The sequence below is a fragment of the Cohnella soli genome, assembly GCF_042655525.1.
Classification (GTDB): domain Bacteria; phylum Bacillota; class Bacilli; order Paenibacillales; family Paenibacillaceae; genus Cohnella; species Cohnella soli.
In genome coordinates this window covers 276,788-291,534 of sequence record NZ_JBHSMI010000056.1, presented here as the reverse complement: position 1 = coordinate 291,534, position 14,747 = coordinate 276,788, and the positions used below count along the sequence as shown (strand labels likewise).

The window sequence follows — 14,747 nt, the reverse complement described above, 5'->3', positions numbered from 1 at the left end:
TTTTGTGCGAATCGGTGCAAGTGAAATATTGCGCTTCGGGCGGAGTTTGGTATATTGGTTACGAAGGAAATCCGTTAGGAAAATGAGGGCTCGAGGATGAGCATGAAGAGATATGGGCGGGTGTATGGGGAGTCTGCGGTACGAATTGTGCTTGTCGCTGTCTTGCTTGCGATGTCGGTCGGTTACGTTCAGGGGGCCACCGCGGCTAGTTCAGCAGCGGTAACGGCGAGCAGTGGCACGGCAGCAGCCGGACAAGACCAGGCAGAGAAACGTAAGCCGATCGTCTGCGTCGAAGCCGGTCATCAAGCAAAGGCGAATTTGAAGACGGAGCCGATCGCACCGGGGAGCAAGACGAAGAAGGCGAAAGTCGCCGGAGGGACGAGCGGGGTCGCGACGAAAAAGCCGGAATATAAGCTGACGCTTGAAGTTGCATTGAAACTCGAAGCTGCGCTCAAGGACGACTACCAAGTCGTGATGGTCAGGCGCACGAACGATGTCAATTTGTCCAACAGCGAGAGAGCCATCGTCTGCAACAATGCGAAAGCGGACGTTATGGTGCGGCTTCACGCGGACGGCAGCACGAACAAGAATGTGAAAGGGATGACCTTCTTCTACCCATCGCCGGACAACGCATACACGAAACCGATCGCTGGAACGAGCAAAGAGATCGCCGCCGCCGTCTCGAAGCAGGTCATCTCCAGAACAGGTGCCAAGTTGATTGGCGTCAAGGGCCGCGGAGATTTGACTGGATTCAACTGGACGAAAGTGCCGACGTTCCTGATCGAAATGGGATTTATGACGAACAGGGATGAAGACGTACGAATGAGTCAGCCCGAGTACCAAGACAAGATCGTCGCTGGGATTAAAGCAGGTCTTGATGCGATTTTAAAATAACGAAGAGCCCCTTGCGGGGCCCTACGGGCGACGTGTAATGAGTTGCAATGAGTCGTACCCAACGTTGCTGATTTAGTTCAGCGCTTCGGCAATCGGATCTCGTGATCCGTGTGTTTCAGAACAGTGTCTTTAGCACAACGCCTCGCTTCCGTTAACCTACTCCTGCTGGAACGTTATCCTCCTGCTGATGTTGCGCCTTGTCGTTCAAGGGAACCACACCTCTCGTTGCGTCGCCGAAATATAGAATGGCACAATCGCTGGCCCTTTATACATGGCTGGCGATTTTTTTTCTAGGGCGTGTCTGAATACTCCGAGGGCAGCAGATTTTGCCGAATTTTCGTTCCATGCAAGGCGCGTTTGTGAAGGCGTACCGGAGGTACGTCAAGCAAACGGAACGAAGCAGGGGGCGAAAAGGCGGTGAAAGATGCCCCTGAGCGGGTTTTCAGACACGTCCTAATGGAGCCGTTTTACCTTTTTCCACTTGCGATTATGGTTCGACGTTTCCGGAAAATGCTCCCCTTTGCGAAGCGTGACGTGCCGTGGATTGTTGACTCCCATATGGAAGGAATCTTCGCCGACTTCCATGTATTCGCCGTCGTTCGGAGCCCGTTGGCCAGGCTCAAATTGCGTCTGTTCACCCATTCGCATTCACCCCCTGTCATGGGGATAGTGTAGCGCGAAATTCCTTGCGATATGCGGGCAGTTGTGCTAAAGTATTCAGGTATGCTATGTAAGGCATACTCCTTGCTTCTCAGCCGACATTTCGATGACGGTATACAAAGTGGGAGGCCAAAGACCTAAAGGAGGTGAACGGAAGATGCGCAACTACGAGTTGATGTACATCATCCGTCCGGACGTGGAACAAGAAACCGTTCAAGCTGTCGTGGAAAAATTCCAGGGCATCATCGTGAACGGCGGAGAGATCGTCAAGCATGAGGTACAAGGCAAGCGCCGCCTCGCTTACGAGATCAACAAACACCGCGATGGGACGTATGTGTTGGTTCATTTCACAGCTACGCCTGCAGTTGTATCGGAGCTGGAACGCGTTCTGAAGATTACGGACGAAGTGATTCGTCACATGGTCGTCAGAGAACAAACCGCGTAAACCGCACATAACCAGGCGGATTTCCGCCGCAAGCCTTAATGTCAGTTTTAGTGGAGGGAACCCGCGATGTTGAATCGAGTTATTCTCATAGGGCGCCTGACCAAGGATCCCGAATTGCGCTACACGCCAGCCGGCGTAGCCGTTACCCAGTTCACGCTCGCCGTGGATCGCCCGTTTTCTTCCGGTGGCAACCGTGAAGAACGCGAGGCCGACTTCATTCCGATCGTAACATGGAGACAGCTTGCGGAGACGTGTGCGAATTATCTTCGTAAAGGCCGTTTGGCCGCCGTGGAAGGCCGCATTCAAGTGCGCAACTACGAGAACAACGAAGGCCGACGCGTATACGTGACGGAAGTTATTGCCGATAACGTTCGTTTCCTGGAATCCGCTAACCGCGAGGGCGGTGGACAAGCAAGGGAAGAAGGCGGCTTTAGCGGCTCGAACAATAGCGGAGGCGGGTACGGAGGCGGCAACCGCAGCTCTGGCTCCTCTCGCAATAGCGGTAACAGCAACGATCCCTTCGCGGACGACGGGCGACCGATCGATATATCGGACGATGATTTGCCATTTTAACTGGAAAGGACGGATAACAAATGAGCGAACAACAAACTTCTGCTCCTGCAGCGCGCGAAGAGCGCGGACCACGCGGTCCACGCGAAGGCGGCGAGCAACGCGAGCCTCGTAAATTCCGCCGTGGCGGCCGTAACAAACGTAAGAAGGTCTGCTACTTCACGGTAAATAAAATTACTCACGTGGACTACAAGGAGTTGGACTTGCTTCGTAAGTTCATCAGCGAGCGCGGCAAAATCTTGCCACGTCGCGTGACGGGCACGAAAGCGAAATACCAACGCATGTTGACGGTTGCGATCAAACGCGCACGTCAAATGGCTTTGCTGCCATACACGACCGAGTAATATTGGAGCTATAGCTTCACACAGCGCGAACGACGTCGCCGGGCAACCGGCGGCGTTTTTTGTGCGGTGTGAGAGTATCGGCTGGAGGCCGGCACGCGCCTTCGGAGTTCCACCCCGCCTCAATAACCGCCCCCAATAAAATTACAACTGCCAATCCAAAAAATTTGCAAGAGATAGGGTTTGACGCTTTCTCATGCCCGACTTATGCTCCTATTAAGCAGCGCAATAGCGACTCAGCGACTGGCGCCGCATTAATATCAAAGGCGTGACTCCGATGTTCTATTCCATCCGCACTCAACTCATCGCCATTATCGTTATTCTTATCGTGCCATTCGTCATTATGGGTTTCCTGTTCTGGAATCAGGCGGCCGGCGCGCTGCGAGGGTCTATCGAGACGTCTACCGTGCAGACGCTGAACCAATATGCGGACTTCGCAGAAGGAACGGCTTCGCAACTTACGAGCACGGCCAATCAAATTTTGCGCAATGAAACGACGCAAGGATGGATCCGTTCCCGGAAGGAAGACGGAGACACCGAGCAAATTCAGCAAAACTATAACATTAAGAAATATTTCGATTCCGTTATCGGCAACAACAGCTCTCTGTTGATGTCGATCAATATTTTCTATGGCGCATGGGATATGTGGAACCTGGACGGCGATTCTTACATGTCCAGCAAGTGGTATGCCGATTACCATGACAAGGGCCTTCGCTGGCCGTCCGCACATTACGACGATCGCCAGAACGGCAGCGTGCAGAACGGTACACCCATCAACAGTCTCGTATATCCGCTGTCGGACTTATGGAATTTGCGTGAAGTCGGCATACTCAAGCTGAATATGCGCACTTCATACTTGCAAGAGCCGCTAGATAAACTGACGCTTGGTGCGACGGGAAAAGCGTATTTGATCACGACCGACGGCAAACCTGTGCTGAGCCAGACTCCGCCAGAGCTGCCGGAATCGCTGCTCGCATACATTCGTTCGAGCGATCATGCATCGCAGACCGGCACGCAGATTTACAGAAATACGAAGGAGCAAACGATCTATTTCTACCAGACGCTCAAGACGATGGGCTGGATTGTCGTGGGAAGCGTCTCGGAGAAAGAGTTGTTCCAAGAAATTACGGTGGCGAGAAGAAATTTTCTGATCGTCGCCTCTTTGCTGTTCGCTGCCACGGTCGCATTGGCGTTCTGGCTGTCCGCGAGCCTGGCTTCGCCAATCTCTCGCGTTGTCCGCTCGATGCGTTACGTCGAAGCGGGCGACTTCTTCAGAGGCAGTCACATTTTAACGAAACTGAAAGTGAAGCCGAATGAAATCGGGTATTTGACGTTTAATTATAAGAAAATGGTGGACCGGCTTCAGACGTACATCGAGACGGAATTCGCCTCCAACTTGCGACGGCGCAACGCAGAGTACAAGGCGCTGTTGCTGCAGATCAATCCGCATTTTCTGAATAACACGTTGGAAGTGATTACGTCGCTCGCCGCGCAGGGACGGCACCACGATATCGAGCAAGTGGTGGGCGATCTCAGTCGTATGCTGCGTTCGACACTGCGGGTGGATACGGAGCTGATCCGGCTACGGGATGAGGTCGCATACATTCGCGCGTTTACGTCCATTCTGTCGACCTGCTATGGCAGCCGCGTTGCTTTTCAAATTACCGAAACACATGCGCACGACGACATCCTCATCCCGAAGCTGCTGTTGCAACCGCTGATCGAGAATGCGGTCAAATATAGTCTCGGCATTGTGGAGACGGCGAAAATATCGATTGAAATCGAAGAGTTGGATGAACAAATGCGCTTTACGATTCGAGACAATGGCGGCGGGATCCCGGAGGATGTGCTGGAGAAGCTGCAGTCCGTATCCCACGACAACTTCGCGCTTGAAGTGCTGGAAATCGGAGAGAAGGGAATAGGCCTGAAAAACGTGCTTGCCAGAGGGCGGATGCATTACGGCGCCGCATTCCAGTTCGATATTCGGACGGTTGCCGGTGAAGGAAGCGAGATTACGATGACGGTACCGAAGAAAGGATGACGGTGTATGTACGACATCATATTGGTGGATGACTCGGCGGAAATCCGTACCGGGCTGTCGCTTAAGCTCGACTGGAAGGCTTACGGCTTTCGCATAGGCATGGAGGCGTCGAACGGGGAAGAGGCGCTTGCGCTGCTGCACGATCGAAGAGTGTCGGTCGTCGTAACCGACATTCGGATGCCGATCATGGACGGTTTGGCGCTGCTGAGCGAATGCGCAGCCCGTTATCCCGCCACGAAAACGATCGTGCTCTCCGGTTACGACGATTTTCCGCTTGTACGGACCGCGCTGCGCCAAGGCGCAAAGGACTATTTGTTAAAGCCGGTGCTGAAAGACGAACTGATCGCCGTACTCGTCAAAATCAAAAAAGAACTGGACGAAGAACGCGAGACAATTCTGTGCAAAATCGCGCATGAACAATTACCGCTGTCGGAAGCACAACTGCAATTATCGACGTACGGGTTGGCGGAATGGGGCGCTCCCGACGCAGCGGTCCTTTTCGTTACTGCGGAAATACGCCTTCCGGCTTCCCGGGTCGAGGACATGCGACAAGATCGATCGAACTCGCCAAGCGCGGGCGCGTTCAAGCATGCGTTTCATCTGCTTGCCTCGGAGGTGGCAGCACCATGGGGCGATAGCACCGCCGTTTTCCACGACGAGCATCAACCGGAGCGGGTTTATTTCATCATGCGTCAATCGTCGGCCACTTCGGAAACTGACGAACGTATCGCCCGATTTGTGCAAAGTTTGACGGAGACGACGACGCGTTACTTGCGGTTAGAGCTTGTCGTCGGCATCGGCCACGCCGTTAGCGGCGTCGATCAGTGGCATGTAGGACTCGCTTCCAGCCTTGCCTCGCTCAATCGCAGTAAACCGGAGGCGATCTCGCAGGCGATCTACGACAACGGTCGTGATATCAACCGGGAGATGATGTTGCCGGCTGCGGCGGTTCGCAAGTTTACCGCAGCGATCGAGAAAATGAGCGTACCTCACATGCGGCAGGCGCTCGACGAAATCGCGCAGATCGGCAAGCGGTCGTCCGTACAATCGTACTCTTTTTTCCTCGTGCAGCTTTGCTTGGCCCTGGATGAATGGATTCATAAGCACGACCTGAAGCATCTGGAGCTGCAGCCGATGCTCTGGCCGTACATCAACGCGGAGTGGCGTTATGAATCGTTCGACCAGCGGCTGGACGGTATTCGCAGCATGGCCGAAAGAGTAATCGAGACGCTGCAAAGCAGCAAAGGCAAAGGGCGCGAGGAGACGATCGCCGCCATCTGCGAGCATATTCACAAGTATTACGGAGAAGAAGAATTGTCTCTTGCCTCGATAGCGAACCAGCATCATTACAATGCGGCTTACTTGTCGGATTTGTTCCGCAAGACGACCGGGAGCACGTTCAGCGACTATGTGCTTCAAGTACGAATGAATAATGCCAGCAGAATGCTGCGGGACGGCGGGCTGAAAATCGCGGACATCGCTCAGTTGACGGGTTTTTCTAGCGCAGCATACTTCAGTAACGTGTTCAAAGGATACTTCGGATCGGGTCCGAACGAATACCGCAAATCTACCCTCACTGCGGAAAACTAAAAAAATTACATCTCCGGAGCCAAAACGGCTGTATTCAGGTACGCTTCCGCCGTGTGGTATCTTGAGGGTGCATTCCTCATACAACCGTTAAAGGGTGGGATACGATGATCAGAATGAAGCAACTCGCTACGACGCTGCTGGCCGGCAGTATGGTGCTCGGCACGTTAGCAGCCTGCTCGAGCAAATCGAACGAAGGCGGTCAATCCAGCTCGAACGATGGAGCAAACGCCAGCCCAAGTGCCAGTCCGAGCGCCAGTCCTTCCGAAAGCGCGAAGGATAGCGGCAGCAGCGGCGAGAAAGTGGAAATCGTATACTGGCGTCACGATTTTAAGCCGGAAGTAGACGCGCTTAAGAAACTGATCAAGACGTTCGAGGAAGCGAACCCGAACATCAAGGTCAAGATGCAAGTCATCCCTTACGGGGATTACGAGACGAAAATTCGTACCGCGCTCGCGGCAGGCAATCCGCCGGACGTAATGGGGCTGGATGGTCCGACGGTCGCGGCTTATGCGTACCAAGACGCGGTGCTCCCGCTGGACAAGTACATGGACGTAGACGGCAACAAGGAAGATATCGCCCCTCCGGTCCTGCAAAGCTTGACGTACAAAGATCAGATTTGGGCGGCGCCTCTGAACGATGCGAGCATCGGCATGTTCTATAACAAGAAGCTGTTCGAGAAAGCCGGCATCGAGCTGCCTTCCAAGGACCCTTCGCAGGCGTGGACGTGGGAGCAAGTGCTGGAAGCGGCCAAAAAAATCAACGACCCGGCGCACAAAATTTTCGGAATCGATCCGGCTTGGGGGTTGGGCGAAGGGGAAGGCTCCACTTTCGTGAAAATGCCGTTCATCTGGCAAGCCGGCGGCGAAGTGCTGAGCCCGGACGGCACTGAAGTGAAAGGGTATCTCGACTCTGCCGAATCGAAGAAAGGGCTCAAGTTCTTCTCCTCGCTGTATAACGAATATAAAGTCGCGGCCAAAGAGCTGCCGCCGGAAGCTTTCGAGACGGGCAAACTCGGCATTATCGTAAACGGCCCTTGGTCGATCGCGGGCATGGCGGCCGCGCATCCGGAATTTAAGCTGGGCGTCGACTACGACATCGCTCCGCTCTGGAAAGACACCAAACAGGTGACGCCGAACGGCAGCTGGAACATGGCGATCGCCAAAGCGTCGAAACATCCGGATGAAGCGTGGAAGTTCGTCAACTGGGTAACGGGCGTCGAAGGCGCCAAAGTGTGGTACAAGGAAACGCAAAACTTGCCGGCTCGCCTCTCGACCGCCGCGGCGTTCCCGGAGCTGACGCAGTATCCGATGAACATTTTCGTCGAGCAATCGAGCAAATACGCGCATCCGCGTCCGGTTACGCCGGCTTATCCGGCAGTGACGGCAGCGATCTCGAAGATGTTCGCCGAGCTTGGCGTAAAAAACCGCAATGTGGACGATGTCGTCGCCGATGCGGTCACCACGATCGACAAGGCGCTGCAGAAGTACAAATAAGCGCGCGGACACAGGAGGGAGGGGGAGAGCGCGAGTCGCTCTCCCTTTCCGCCAGAAAGGGGCGAAACGATGAAGCTTTCGTCGTTCAGAGGACAGGAAGAGCGGGCGGCGTTTCTGTTTATTTTACCGGCTGTCATCAGTCTGGCGTTGTTTACGTTTTATCCGATGTTTAATGCTCTCATCATTAGCTTCAAAGACTATAGACTAATCAACCCGCACTCGAATTTCATCGGGTGGACCAACTATCGCAATTTGCTGACCGATTCGAAATTTCTTGAAAGCCTCGGACACTCGTTTCATTTTGCAATCGTTGTCATTCCGGTACAGACCGCGTTGGCGCTCGTGATGGCGCTGCTCGTGTACAAGAAGTCATACGTGTCGGGGCTGTTCCGTACGAGTTACTTCATCCCGGTTGTTATCGCGATGGGCGTCGCTTCGACGTTGTTTAAGCTCATATACAACTATGATTACGGCTTGCTCAACAACGTGCTGCATACGCTCGGCATCTCCCCGGTCGCATTTCTATCCGATGAGAAAGTCGCCTTGTACGGCGTGATACTCCTCTGCATGTGGAAGACGGCGGGTTTTTTCATGATCGTGTTTATTGCCGGTCTGAACGGTATCCCCGCGGATCTGTACGAAGCGGCTGAAGTGGACGGCGCAACGAGGCTGCAGCAGTTCATCCGCATTACGCTGCCGCTTCTGCGCAGGACGATGGCGTTCGTCATCATCATTACGACGATGGATTCGATCAAAATTTCCGGTCCGGTGTTCATTATGACCGGCGGCGGTCCCGCGGATTCTACGACGACTGCCGTGTACTATATTTACCGCACCGCTTTCGAGCAGATGGATATGGGCTACGGCGCTGCCGCCGCTTTCATTCTGTTCATTATCGTCATGGTCATCTCGATCATCCAGCTCCGCTTGCTCAGGTCGGACGTGGAATATTGAAAGGGGGCAGTCTGCGATGCTCTTACGTGTAGGATCGACACTGAAATGGCTGCTGATGATCGCACTTGCGTTGACGTCTTTGCTGCCGATTTTGTGGATGATTCTCGGCTCTCTTCGTCCGCGCCAGGAACTGTTCCAGTACGTCTCATTGGAGTGGCACATGCTGTTTCCGGTGAAATGGACGTTCGACAACTATTTGGCAGTGTTCAGCGACGACAGCAAGCCGCTCGGCCTCTACATCAAGAACACGCTGCTCGTTGCGCTGATCGTCACTGTGTTGGCGCTGTGGCTCAATTCGATGGCGGCGTTCGCTTTCTCCAAGTTGCGGTTCCGGGGCCGCAACATCGTGTTCGCTATTTTCCTGTCTGCGCTCGTTATCCCGGGCGAAGTGACGATGGTGCCGACTTATATGCTTGTTAATGCTTTTCATTGGACAGACAGCTATCAAGGGTTGATTATCCCTGCGGCAATATCGGTGTTCAGTATCTTCATGCTTGTCCAGTTCTTCGCGGAAGTGCCAAGAGAGTTGCTCGAGGCTGCGAGAATCGACGGCGCATCGTGGTTCGGCGTCTATGCGCGAATCGTCGTTCCGGCGACTGTGCCCGCGCTTATTACGATGGGGCTGATTACGTTCCTCGGACAGTGGGACTCGTACTTGTGGCCGCTCATCATTATTAACGACGATACGAAACAGATGCTGCAAGTCGCGATTGCGACTTTCACGAACCTTCAGGCGACGGAATGGGGGAAAATACTCGCGGCCGACACCGTCGCATCCGTGCCGATTCTAGTGATGTTCCTATTCTTGCAAAAGCATTATGTGCAGTCGATCGTGAATTCGGGGCTGAAAGGGTAGGTGAATGAAAGGGGGATGCTTATGAAGCGGAAAGTGGGCTTAACAGCAATCTCCCTCATGCTGGCGCTAACCGGCTGCATGGGAGGCGGCGGTAAGATCGATCCGCGTCTGACCGCGGAAGGCAAATCGTTCATTTTGAAAGGGACGACAGGGCTGACGCAAGTGTCGCAAATAACAGGTGTCGAGTCGCCGAATAAGACCGAGCGTTACGGCGTGTACGGCACCGATCTCGGATCGATGATGAGCGACGGCGACCGAACGTATTTCGTATTCGGGGATACGTTCGGCGAACGCCCGGAAGAGCAGATCGGGGCGGGCGGCCACGATTGGCGCTCGAATACGATGGCTTACTCGACGGACTCGGACCCGACGGACGGGATTACGCTGGACGGGATGATTCTCGACGATTTCCATACGGCCAAAGAGCTGCTGCCTTCGGCGAAAATCGATTACGAAGAGATGACGACGATTCCGACGCACGGGCTTGCCGCGAACGGCAACTTGTACTTGTACTACATGTCGGTCAAACATTGGGGAGATCCGGGCCGCTGGGATGCTAACTTTGCCGGTCTCGCCAAGTCGAGCGACAAAGGGCAGAACTGGACGGTACTCGATAACGTGAAGTGGCCGGGAGACAGCAATTTCATCCAGGTGAGCCCTTACAAAGTGACGGACGAAGACGGCAGTACCGATGTATATTTCTGGTGCATTCCTGCCGGACGATTCGACGGCGTACAGCTGATGAAAGTGAGCGAGGAGAAAATCGAAAGTCTGGCGGACTATCGCTATTATGCCGGCGACGATGACGAGGGAAAACCAATCTGGAGCGCCGACCTGACAAAGGCAAAGACGATCGTGGACGATGCGGTCGGCGAGTTGTCCGTCGTCTGGAACGCATATCTCCAGCGCTGGATTATGACGTACCTGGGCAGCACCGGCGTCGTCATTCGCGAAGGTTTGTCGCCATGGGGTCCGTGGGGAGACGCGCACGATCTGATAACTTTTGAACAGTACCCCGGACTTTATGGGCCGTTCATGAACGACAAATTTACGGCCGACGGCGGCAAGACGATTTATTTTACGCTGTCGCTGTGGGGGCCGTACAACGTCTTCTGGTTTAAGGCGACGTTGCAGAAATGAAGAGGGAGGATGCCATTCGATTGATAAATTACAACAATAGATTCATTAGGCGGATGGTCATCGATAGATTAGGTCAAGCAGAGCCGGCAATTGCGCAGGAGAAGCTGGATGAGCAATTGACGCGATATACGATCTCTTGCACGCTGGACGAAGAAGTGAAGCAGGACGATTGGCAAATCCGGCTGACCCCGGCGTTCGAGCCGTTGTTCCACTGGGCGCCGCATTTGACGCCTACAGATCGGCACGTCATCGATCAGCACGTCTTTCGTGCTCCGGCGCTCATTGTGCATGACGGCGAGCGTATGGTGGCGATGATTCCGGACTTAGATCTGATGACGGCAGATGCCGAAGCGCGATGGTATATGGACTTAGACGCCGGTCGCAATACATTGACGCTTGGAATGAGCCGGAGCCGGGTGGCGGAACACGTGTTGTTCGAAAAGGCGGACGGGACGAAGTTCCCGCGCGGCGTAGTGAAGTTCGGCTTCTACTTACTGACGATCGAGGATGAGGCGCTTGCCGCCAATCCTTGGCGTCCGGTGCTGGCGTTCATGTGGAGCAGATGGGGAGAGGCGAAGTTCCGGGAAGGCGCGCCGCATGTCGGCCCTTTGGACGGTTATGTGCGGCATACGTACGATTGGGCGTTCCGCCATTGGGAGACTGCAGTGTGGCAGGAGTTCGAGTGGCAAGGGACGCGAGTCGGAGCCCCGGTATTTATCGTCAATGTGACGCAAAGCCCGAACTACGGCTGTGAATCAAGCGAACGGGAGATGCGGTCGATCTGGAATCAGGCGTGGTTCAGTTCGCTTCGTTCGGCTTTCGGTTTCTATCGGTATGGTCTGGAGAACGGCGACGCCGATCTTGTGCGGCGGGCGTTGCTGACGAAAGAACTGGCGCTGGCCGCGCCGCAGCGCGAAGGATTTTTTCCGACCGTCATCGCGACGGAGATGGAGCAGGTGGAGATCAACGGGCAGACGGTAAACCGTTCCCGGGGCTGGGATACCGCTTTCTGGGGCAACTCCAACCGCAACCCGGCGAACTACTGGGGCTCGATTCGCGAGGCGCCTTATCACATGCTCGATATGAGCTGGACTGCTCTGCTTATGCTTCGCTGGTTCGAAGAGTTGGAGCGGGATTCGCGTTTGCTCGACTACGCGATTGCCTATGCCGATGCGCTGTTAGCGTTGCAGGACGAGCGGGGGTTTTTCCCGGCCTGGCTCGATTGGCATACGCTGACGCCGCTTGGGTTGCTCGACGATTCGCCGGAGACATCGCAGTCGGTCACTTTTTTACTGAAGTTGCACGAGTTGTCCCCGTCCGAGAAATATTTGAAGGCGGCGCTCCGTGCGATACATGCCGTGCAGACGCATATCGTTTCGATTGGGCGATGGGAAGATTTCGAGACGTATTGGTCGTGCAACGCTTACGGTCAGAAAGAGCTTGTGGGCCGCAAAGTATTGCGCAATAATCTGTACAAACAGTGTAATTTCTCGATGTTCTGGACGGCGGAGGCGCTTTACGGCTGTTACAAGGCAACGGGGGAACGGGACTATTTGGATGCGGGACGCCGATGCTTGGACGAAATGTTGATGACGCAGGCGACTTGGCAACCGCCGTACATGGCGGTGGACGTGTTCGGCGGCTTCGGCGTCATGAACGCCGACGGCGAGTGGAACGATGCGCGCCAGAGTCTGTTCGCCGAGTTGCTGCTGCAATACGGGATGGAGCTTGGGCACGACGAGTATGTGGAACGAGGTATTGCGGCGCTGCGAGCATCGTTCGTCATGATGTATTGTCCCGAGAACGCAAAGACGAGAATGCAGTGGGAGAAGGCTCATCCTTTTTTCGGCGAGCAGGATTACGGCTTCATGATGGAAAATTACGGCCACGAAGGCGAAGCGGATGGGGAAGGCGCCGGCATCGGCGTGTTTACGATTTTCTCGTGGGGCAACGGGGCTGCCGCGGAGGCGTATATGCGCATTAAAGCGCATCACGGCGAGACATTGCGGGAGCGGTACGGTTATCGGATTTAAAAAGCAGCGTTTAAGCGGCTCATACGCGGCAGGCACAGGGGGTTGAAAAGGTGGGCAAAAAATACGCCATTGGCATCGATTACGGTACAGAGTCAGGAAGGGCACTTCTCGTTGATATTGAGACGGGGGCCGAGGTGGCGACGTATGTAACGCCTTATACCCACGGCGTCATCGATGAAGCTCTGCCCGGGTCGGGTGTCAAACTCGAACACGACTGGGCGCTGCAGCACCCGGGTGATTATTTGGACGTGCTGAAGCAATCGGTACCGGAAGTGTTGCGTATGGCGGGCGCGCAGCCGGACGACGTCATCGGAATAGGCATCGATTTTACCGCGTGTACGATGATGCCGCTTGATCGTGACGGTATGCCGCTATGCTTGTTGCCGCGATGGCGTGACAACCCGCACGCCTGGGTGAAGTTGTGGAAGCACCACGCGGCGCAGGATGAGGCGAGCCGGATCAACGAGCTGGCTGGAGAACGCGGAGAGGCTTTCCTCGCGCGGTACGGGGGCAAGCTATCCTCGGAATGGATGCTGCCGAAGGCGTGGCAAATTTTGAACGAAGCGCCGGACGTGTACGAGCATACGGACATGTTTATGGAGGCGGCGGACTGGGTTGTCATGCAGATGACCGGGCAGCTTGTGCGCAGCAGTTGTACGGCCGGTTATAAAGGGACATGGCACAAACGAGACGGGTTTCCTTCGCAGGCGTTTCTGCGCGCGCTTGATGCGCGGCTGTCCTCGCTGGCAGATGAGAAGCTGCGCGGGCCTGTCGTGCCGCTCGGCGCTAAGGCTGGCGAGCTGAGCGAAGCGATGGCTGCGGCAATGGGGCTGCGGCCGGGGACGGCGGTGGCCGTAGGGATTATCGATGCGCATGCGATGGTGCCGGCTTCAGGCGTCGTATCGCCGGGCAAGCTTGTGCTGGCGATGGGCACTTCGACATGCCATATGCTTCTAAGCGACCGGGAAGTGCATGCGGAGGGCATTGCTGGGGTCGTCGAAGACGGAATTGTTGCCGGGTATTACGGCTACGAAGCCGGCCAGTCCGCCGTCGGAGATATTTTCGCATGGTACGTGGAGGAAGCTGCGCCGGCCTATGTGAAGCAGCAGGCAGCGGAAGCGGGCGTCGGCGTACACGAATGGCTGGAGCGGGAAGCTTCATCCGTTCGGCCCGGAGAGAACGGGTTGCTGGCGCTCGATTGGTGGAACGGCAACCGATCCGTCTTAATGGATGCCGATCTGAGCGGCGTCATCGTCGGGTTGACGCTGCAGACGAAGCCGGAGCATATTTACCGTGCGTTGCTGGAGGCGACGGCATTCGGCACCCGCAGCATTATCGAGGCGTTCACCAGTGGCGGTATTGCCGTTGACGAGTTATACGCCTGCGGCGGTTTGCCGCAGCGCAACAGGCTGCTTATGCAGATCTACGCGGACGTGACGGGAAGGGAAATCAAAGTGGCGAATTCGACGCAGACGGCGGCGCTCGGCGCGGCCATGTTCGGCGCGGTCGCGGCGGGTGCGGAAGCCGGAGGCTTCGACTCCATCGTCGAAGCGGCGAGCCGAATGGCCCGGGTTCGGGAGGAGACGTTTAAGCCGATTCCGGAGCATGTGCAAGTGTACGACCTGTTGTACCGCGAATATACGGAGCTGCACGATTATTTCGGTCGTAGCGGCAACGATGTGCTGAAACGGCTGAAGGCAATCAAGTCGGGCTATGCACAAGCGTAAGAT

13 protein-coding genes are annotated in these 14,747 nt (G+C 55.4%); 12 read left to right on the top strand and 1 reads right to left on the bottom strand.

What is annotated here, in order from left to right; translation table 11 throughout:
* Positions 1 to 96 precede the first annotated feature (96 nt).
* A complete protein-coding gene (locus ACFPOF_RS28620) occupies positions 97 to 894 on the top strand; it encodes an N-acetylmuramoyl-L-alanine amidase (protein ID WP_378138805.1) in 798 nt (265 codons plus the stop codon).
* A gap of 453 nt (positions 895 to 1,347) precedes the next feature.
* On the opposite strand, the gene ACFPOF_RS28615 is transcribed toward ACFPOF_RS28620, so the two are convergent.
* On the bottom strand, positions 1,348 to 1,536 hold the full coding sequence (locus tag ACFPOF_RS28615; RefSeq protein ID WP_378138804.1) for a YjzC family protein: 189 nt from the start codon (positions 1,534 to 1,536) through the stop codon (positions 1,348 to 1,350).
* Between the two features lie 175 nt (positions 1,537 to 1,711).
* Here ACFPOF_RS28615 and rpsF point away from each other — a divergent pair, with 175 nt between their 5' ends.
* The 11 genes from rpsF (at position 1,712) to ACFPOF_RS28560 (ending at position 14,744) form a co-directional block, all read left to right on the top strand.
* Positions 1,712 to 1,999 carry a 30S ribosomal protein S6 gene (rpsF, locus tag ACFPOF_RS28610; protein ID WP_378138803.1) on the top strand — a complete coding sequence of 96 codons (288 nt, stop codon included), beginning with the start codon at positions 1,712 to 1,714 and terminating at the stop codon, positions 1,997 to 1,999.
* 66 nt (positions 2,000 to 2,065) lie between these two features.
* Positions 2,066 to 2,572, top strand: a complete 507-nt coding sequence (ssb, locus tag ACFPOF_RS28605) for a single-stranded DNA-binding protein (protein ID WP_378138802.1) — start codon at positions 2,066 to 2,068, stop codon at positions 2,570 to 2,572.
* A gap of 20 nt (positions 2,573 to 2,592) precedes the next feature.
* On the top strand, positions 2,593 to 2,913 hold the full coding sequence (gene rpsR, locus ACFPOF_RS28600) for a 30S ribosomal protein S18 (RefSeq protein ID WP_378138801.1): 321 nt from the start codon (positions 2,593 to 2,595) through the stop codon (positions 2,911 to 2,913).
* 274 nt (positions 2,914 to 3,187) lie between these two features.
* The gene (locus ACFPOF_RS28595; RefSeq protein ID WP_378138800.1) at positions 3,188 to 4,951 is read left to right on the top strand and encodes a cache domain-containing sensor histidine kinase; all 1,764 of its coding nucleotides are present in this window, start codon (positions 3,188 to 3,190) and stop codon (positions 4,949 to 4,951) included.
* Between the two features lie 6 nt (positions 4,952 to 4,957).
* Positions 4,958 to 6,541, top strand: coding sequence for a response regulator transcription factor (locus ACFPOF_RS28590; RefSeq protein ID WP_378138799.1), 1,584 nt, complete (start codon positions 4,958 to 4,960; stop codon positions 6,539 to 6,541).
* A 104-nt stretch (positions 6,542 to 6,645) separates the two neighbouring features.
* Positions 6,646 to 8,034, top strand: coding sequence for an ABC transporter substrate-binding protein (locus ACFPOF_RS28585; RefSeq protein WP_378138798.1), 1,389 nt, complete (start codon positions 6,646 to 6,648; stop codon positions 8,032 to 8,034).
* 69 nt (positions 8,035 to 8,103) lie between these two features.
* Positions 8,104 to 8,988 carry a carbohydrate ABC transporter permease gene (locus ACFPOF_RS28580; protein WP_378138797.1) on the top strand — a complete coding sequence of 295 codons (885 nt, stop codon included), beginning with the start codon at positions 8,104 to 8,106 and terminating at the stop codon, positions 8,986 to 8,988.
* Between the two features lie 16 nt (positions 8,989 to 9,004).
* Positions 9,005 to 9,844: a carbohydrate ABC transporter permease gene (locus tag ACFPOF_RS28575; RefSeq protein WP_378138796.1), complete on the top strand. Its 840-nt coding sequence runs from the start codon at positions 9,005 to 9,007 to the stop codon at positions 9,842 to 9,844.
* 21 nt (positions 9,845 to 9,865) lie between these two features.
* Positions 9,866 to 10,984, top strand: coding sequence for a DUF4185 domain-containing protein (locus ACFPOF_RS28570; RefSeq protein ID WP_378138795.1), 1,119 nt, complete (start codon positions 9,866 to 9,868; stop codon positions 10,982 to 10,984).
* 20 nt (positions 10,985 to 11,004) lie between these two features.
* A complete protein-coding gene (locus ACFPOF_RS28565) occupies positions 11,005 to 13,017 on the top strand; it encodes a glycoside hydrolase family protein (RefSeq protein WP_378138794.1) in 2,013 nt (670 codons plus the stop codon).
* A gap of 50 nt (positions 13,018 to 13,067) precedes the next feature.
* The gene (locus ACFPOF_RS28560) at positions 13,068 to 14,744 is read left to right on the top strand and encodes a ribulokinase (protein ID WP_378138793.1); all 1,677 of its coding nucleotides are present in this window, start codon (positions 13,068 to 13,070) and stop codon (positions 14,742 to 14,744) included.
* Positions 14,745 to 14,747: the final 3 nt, after the last annotated feature.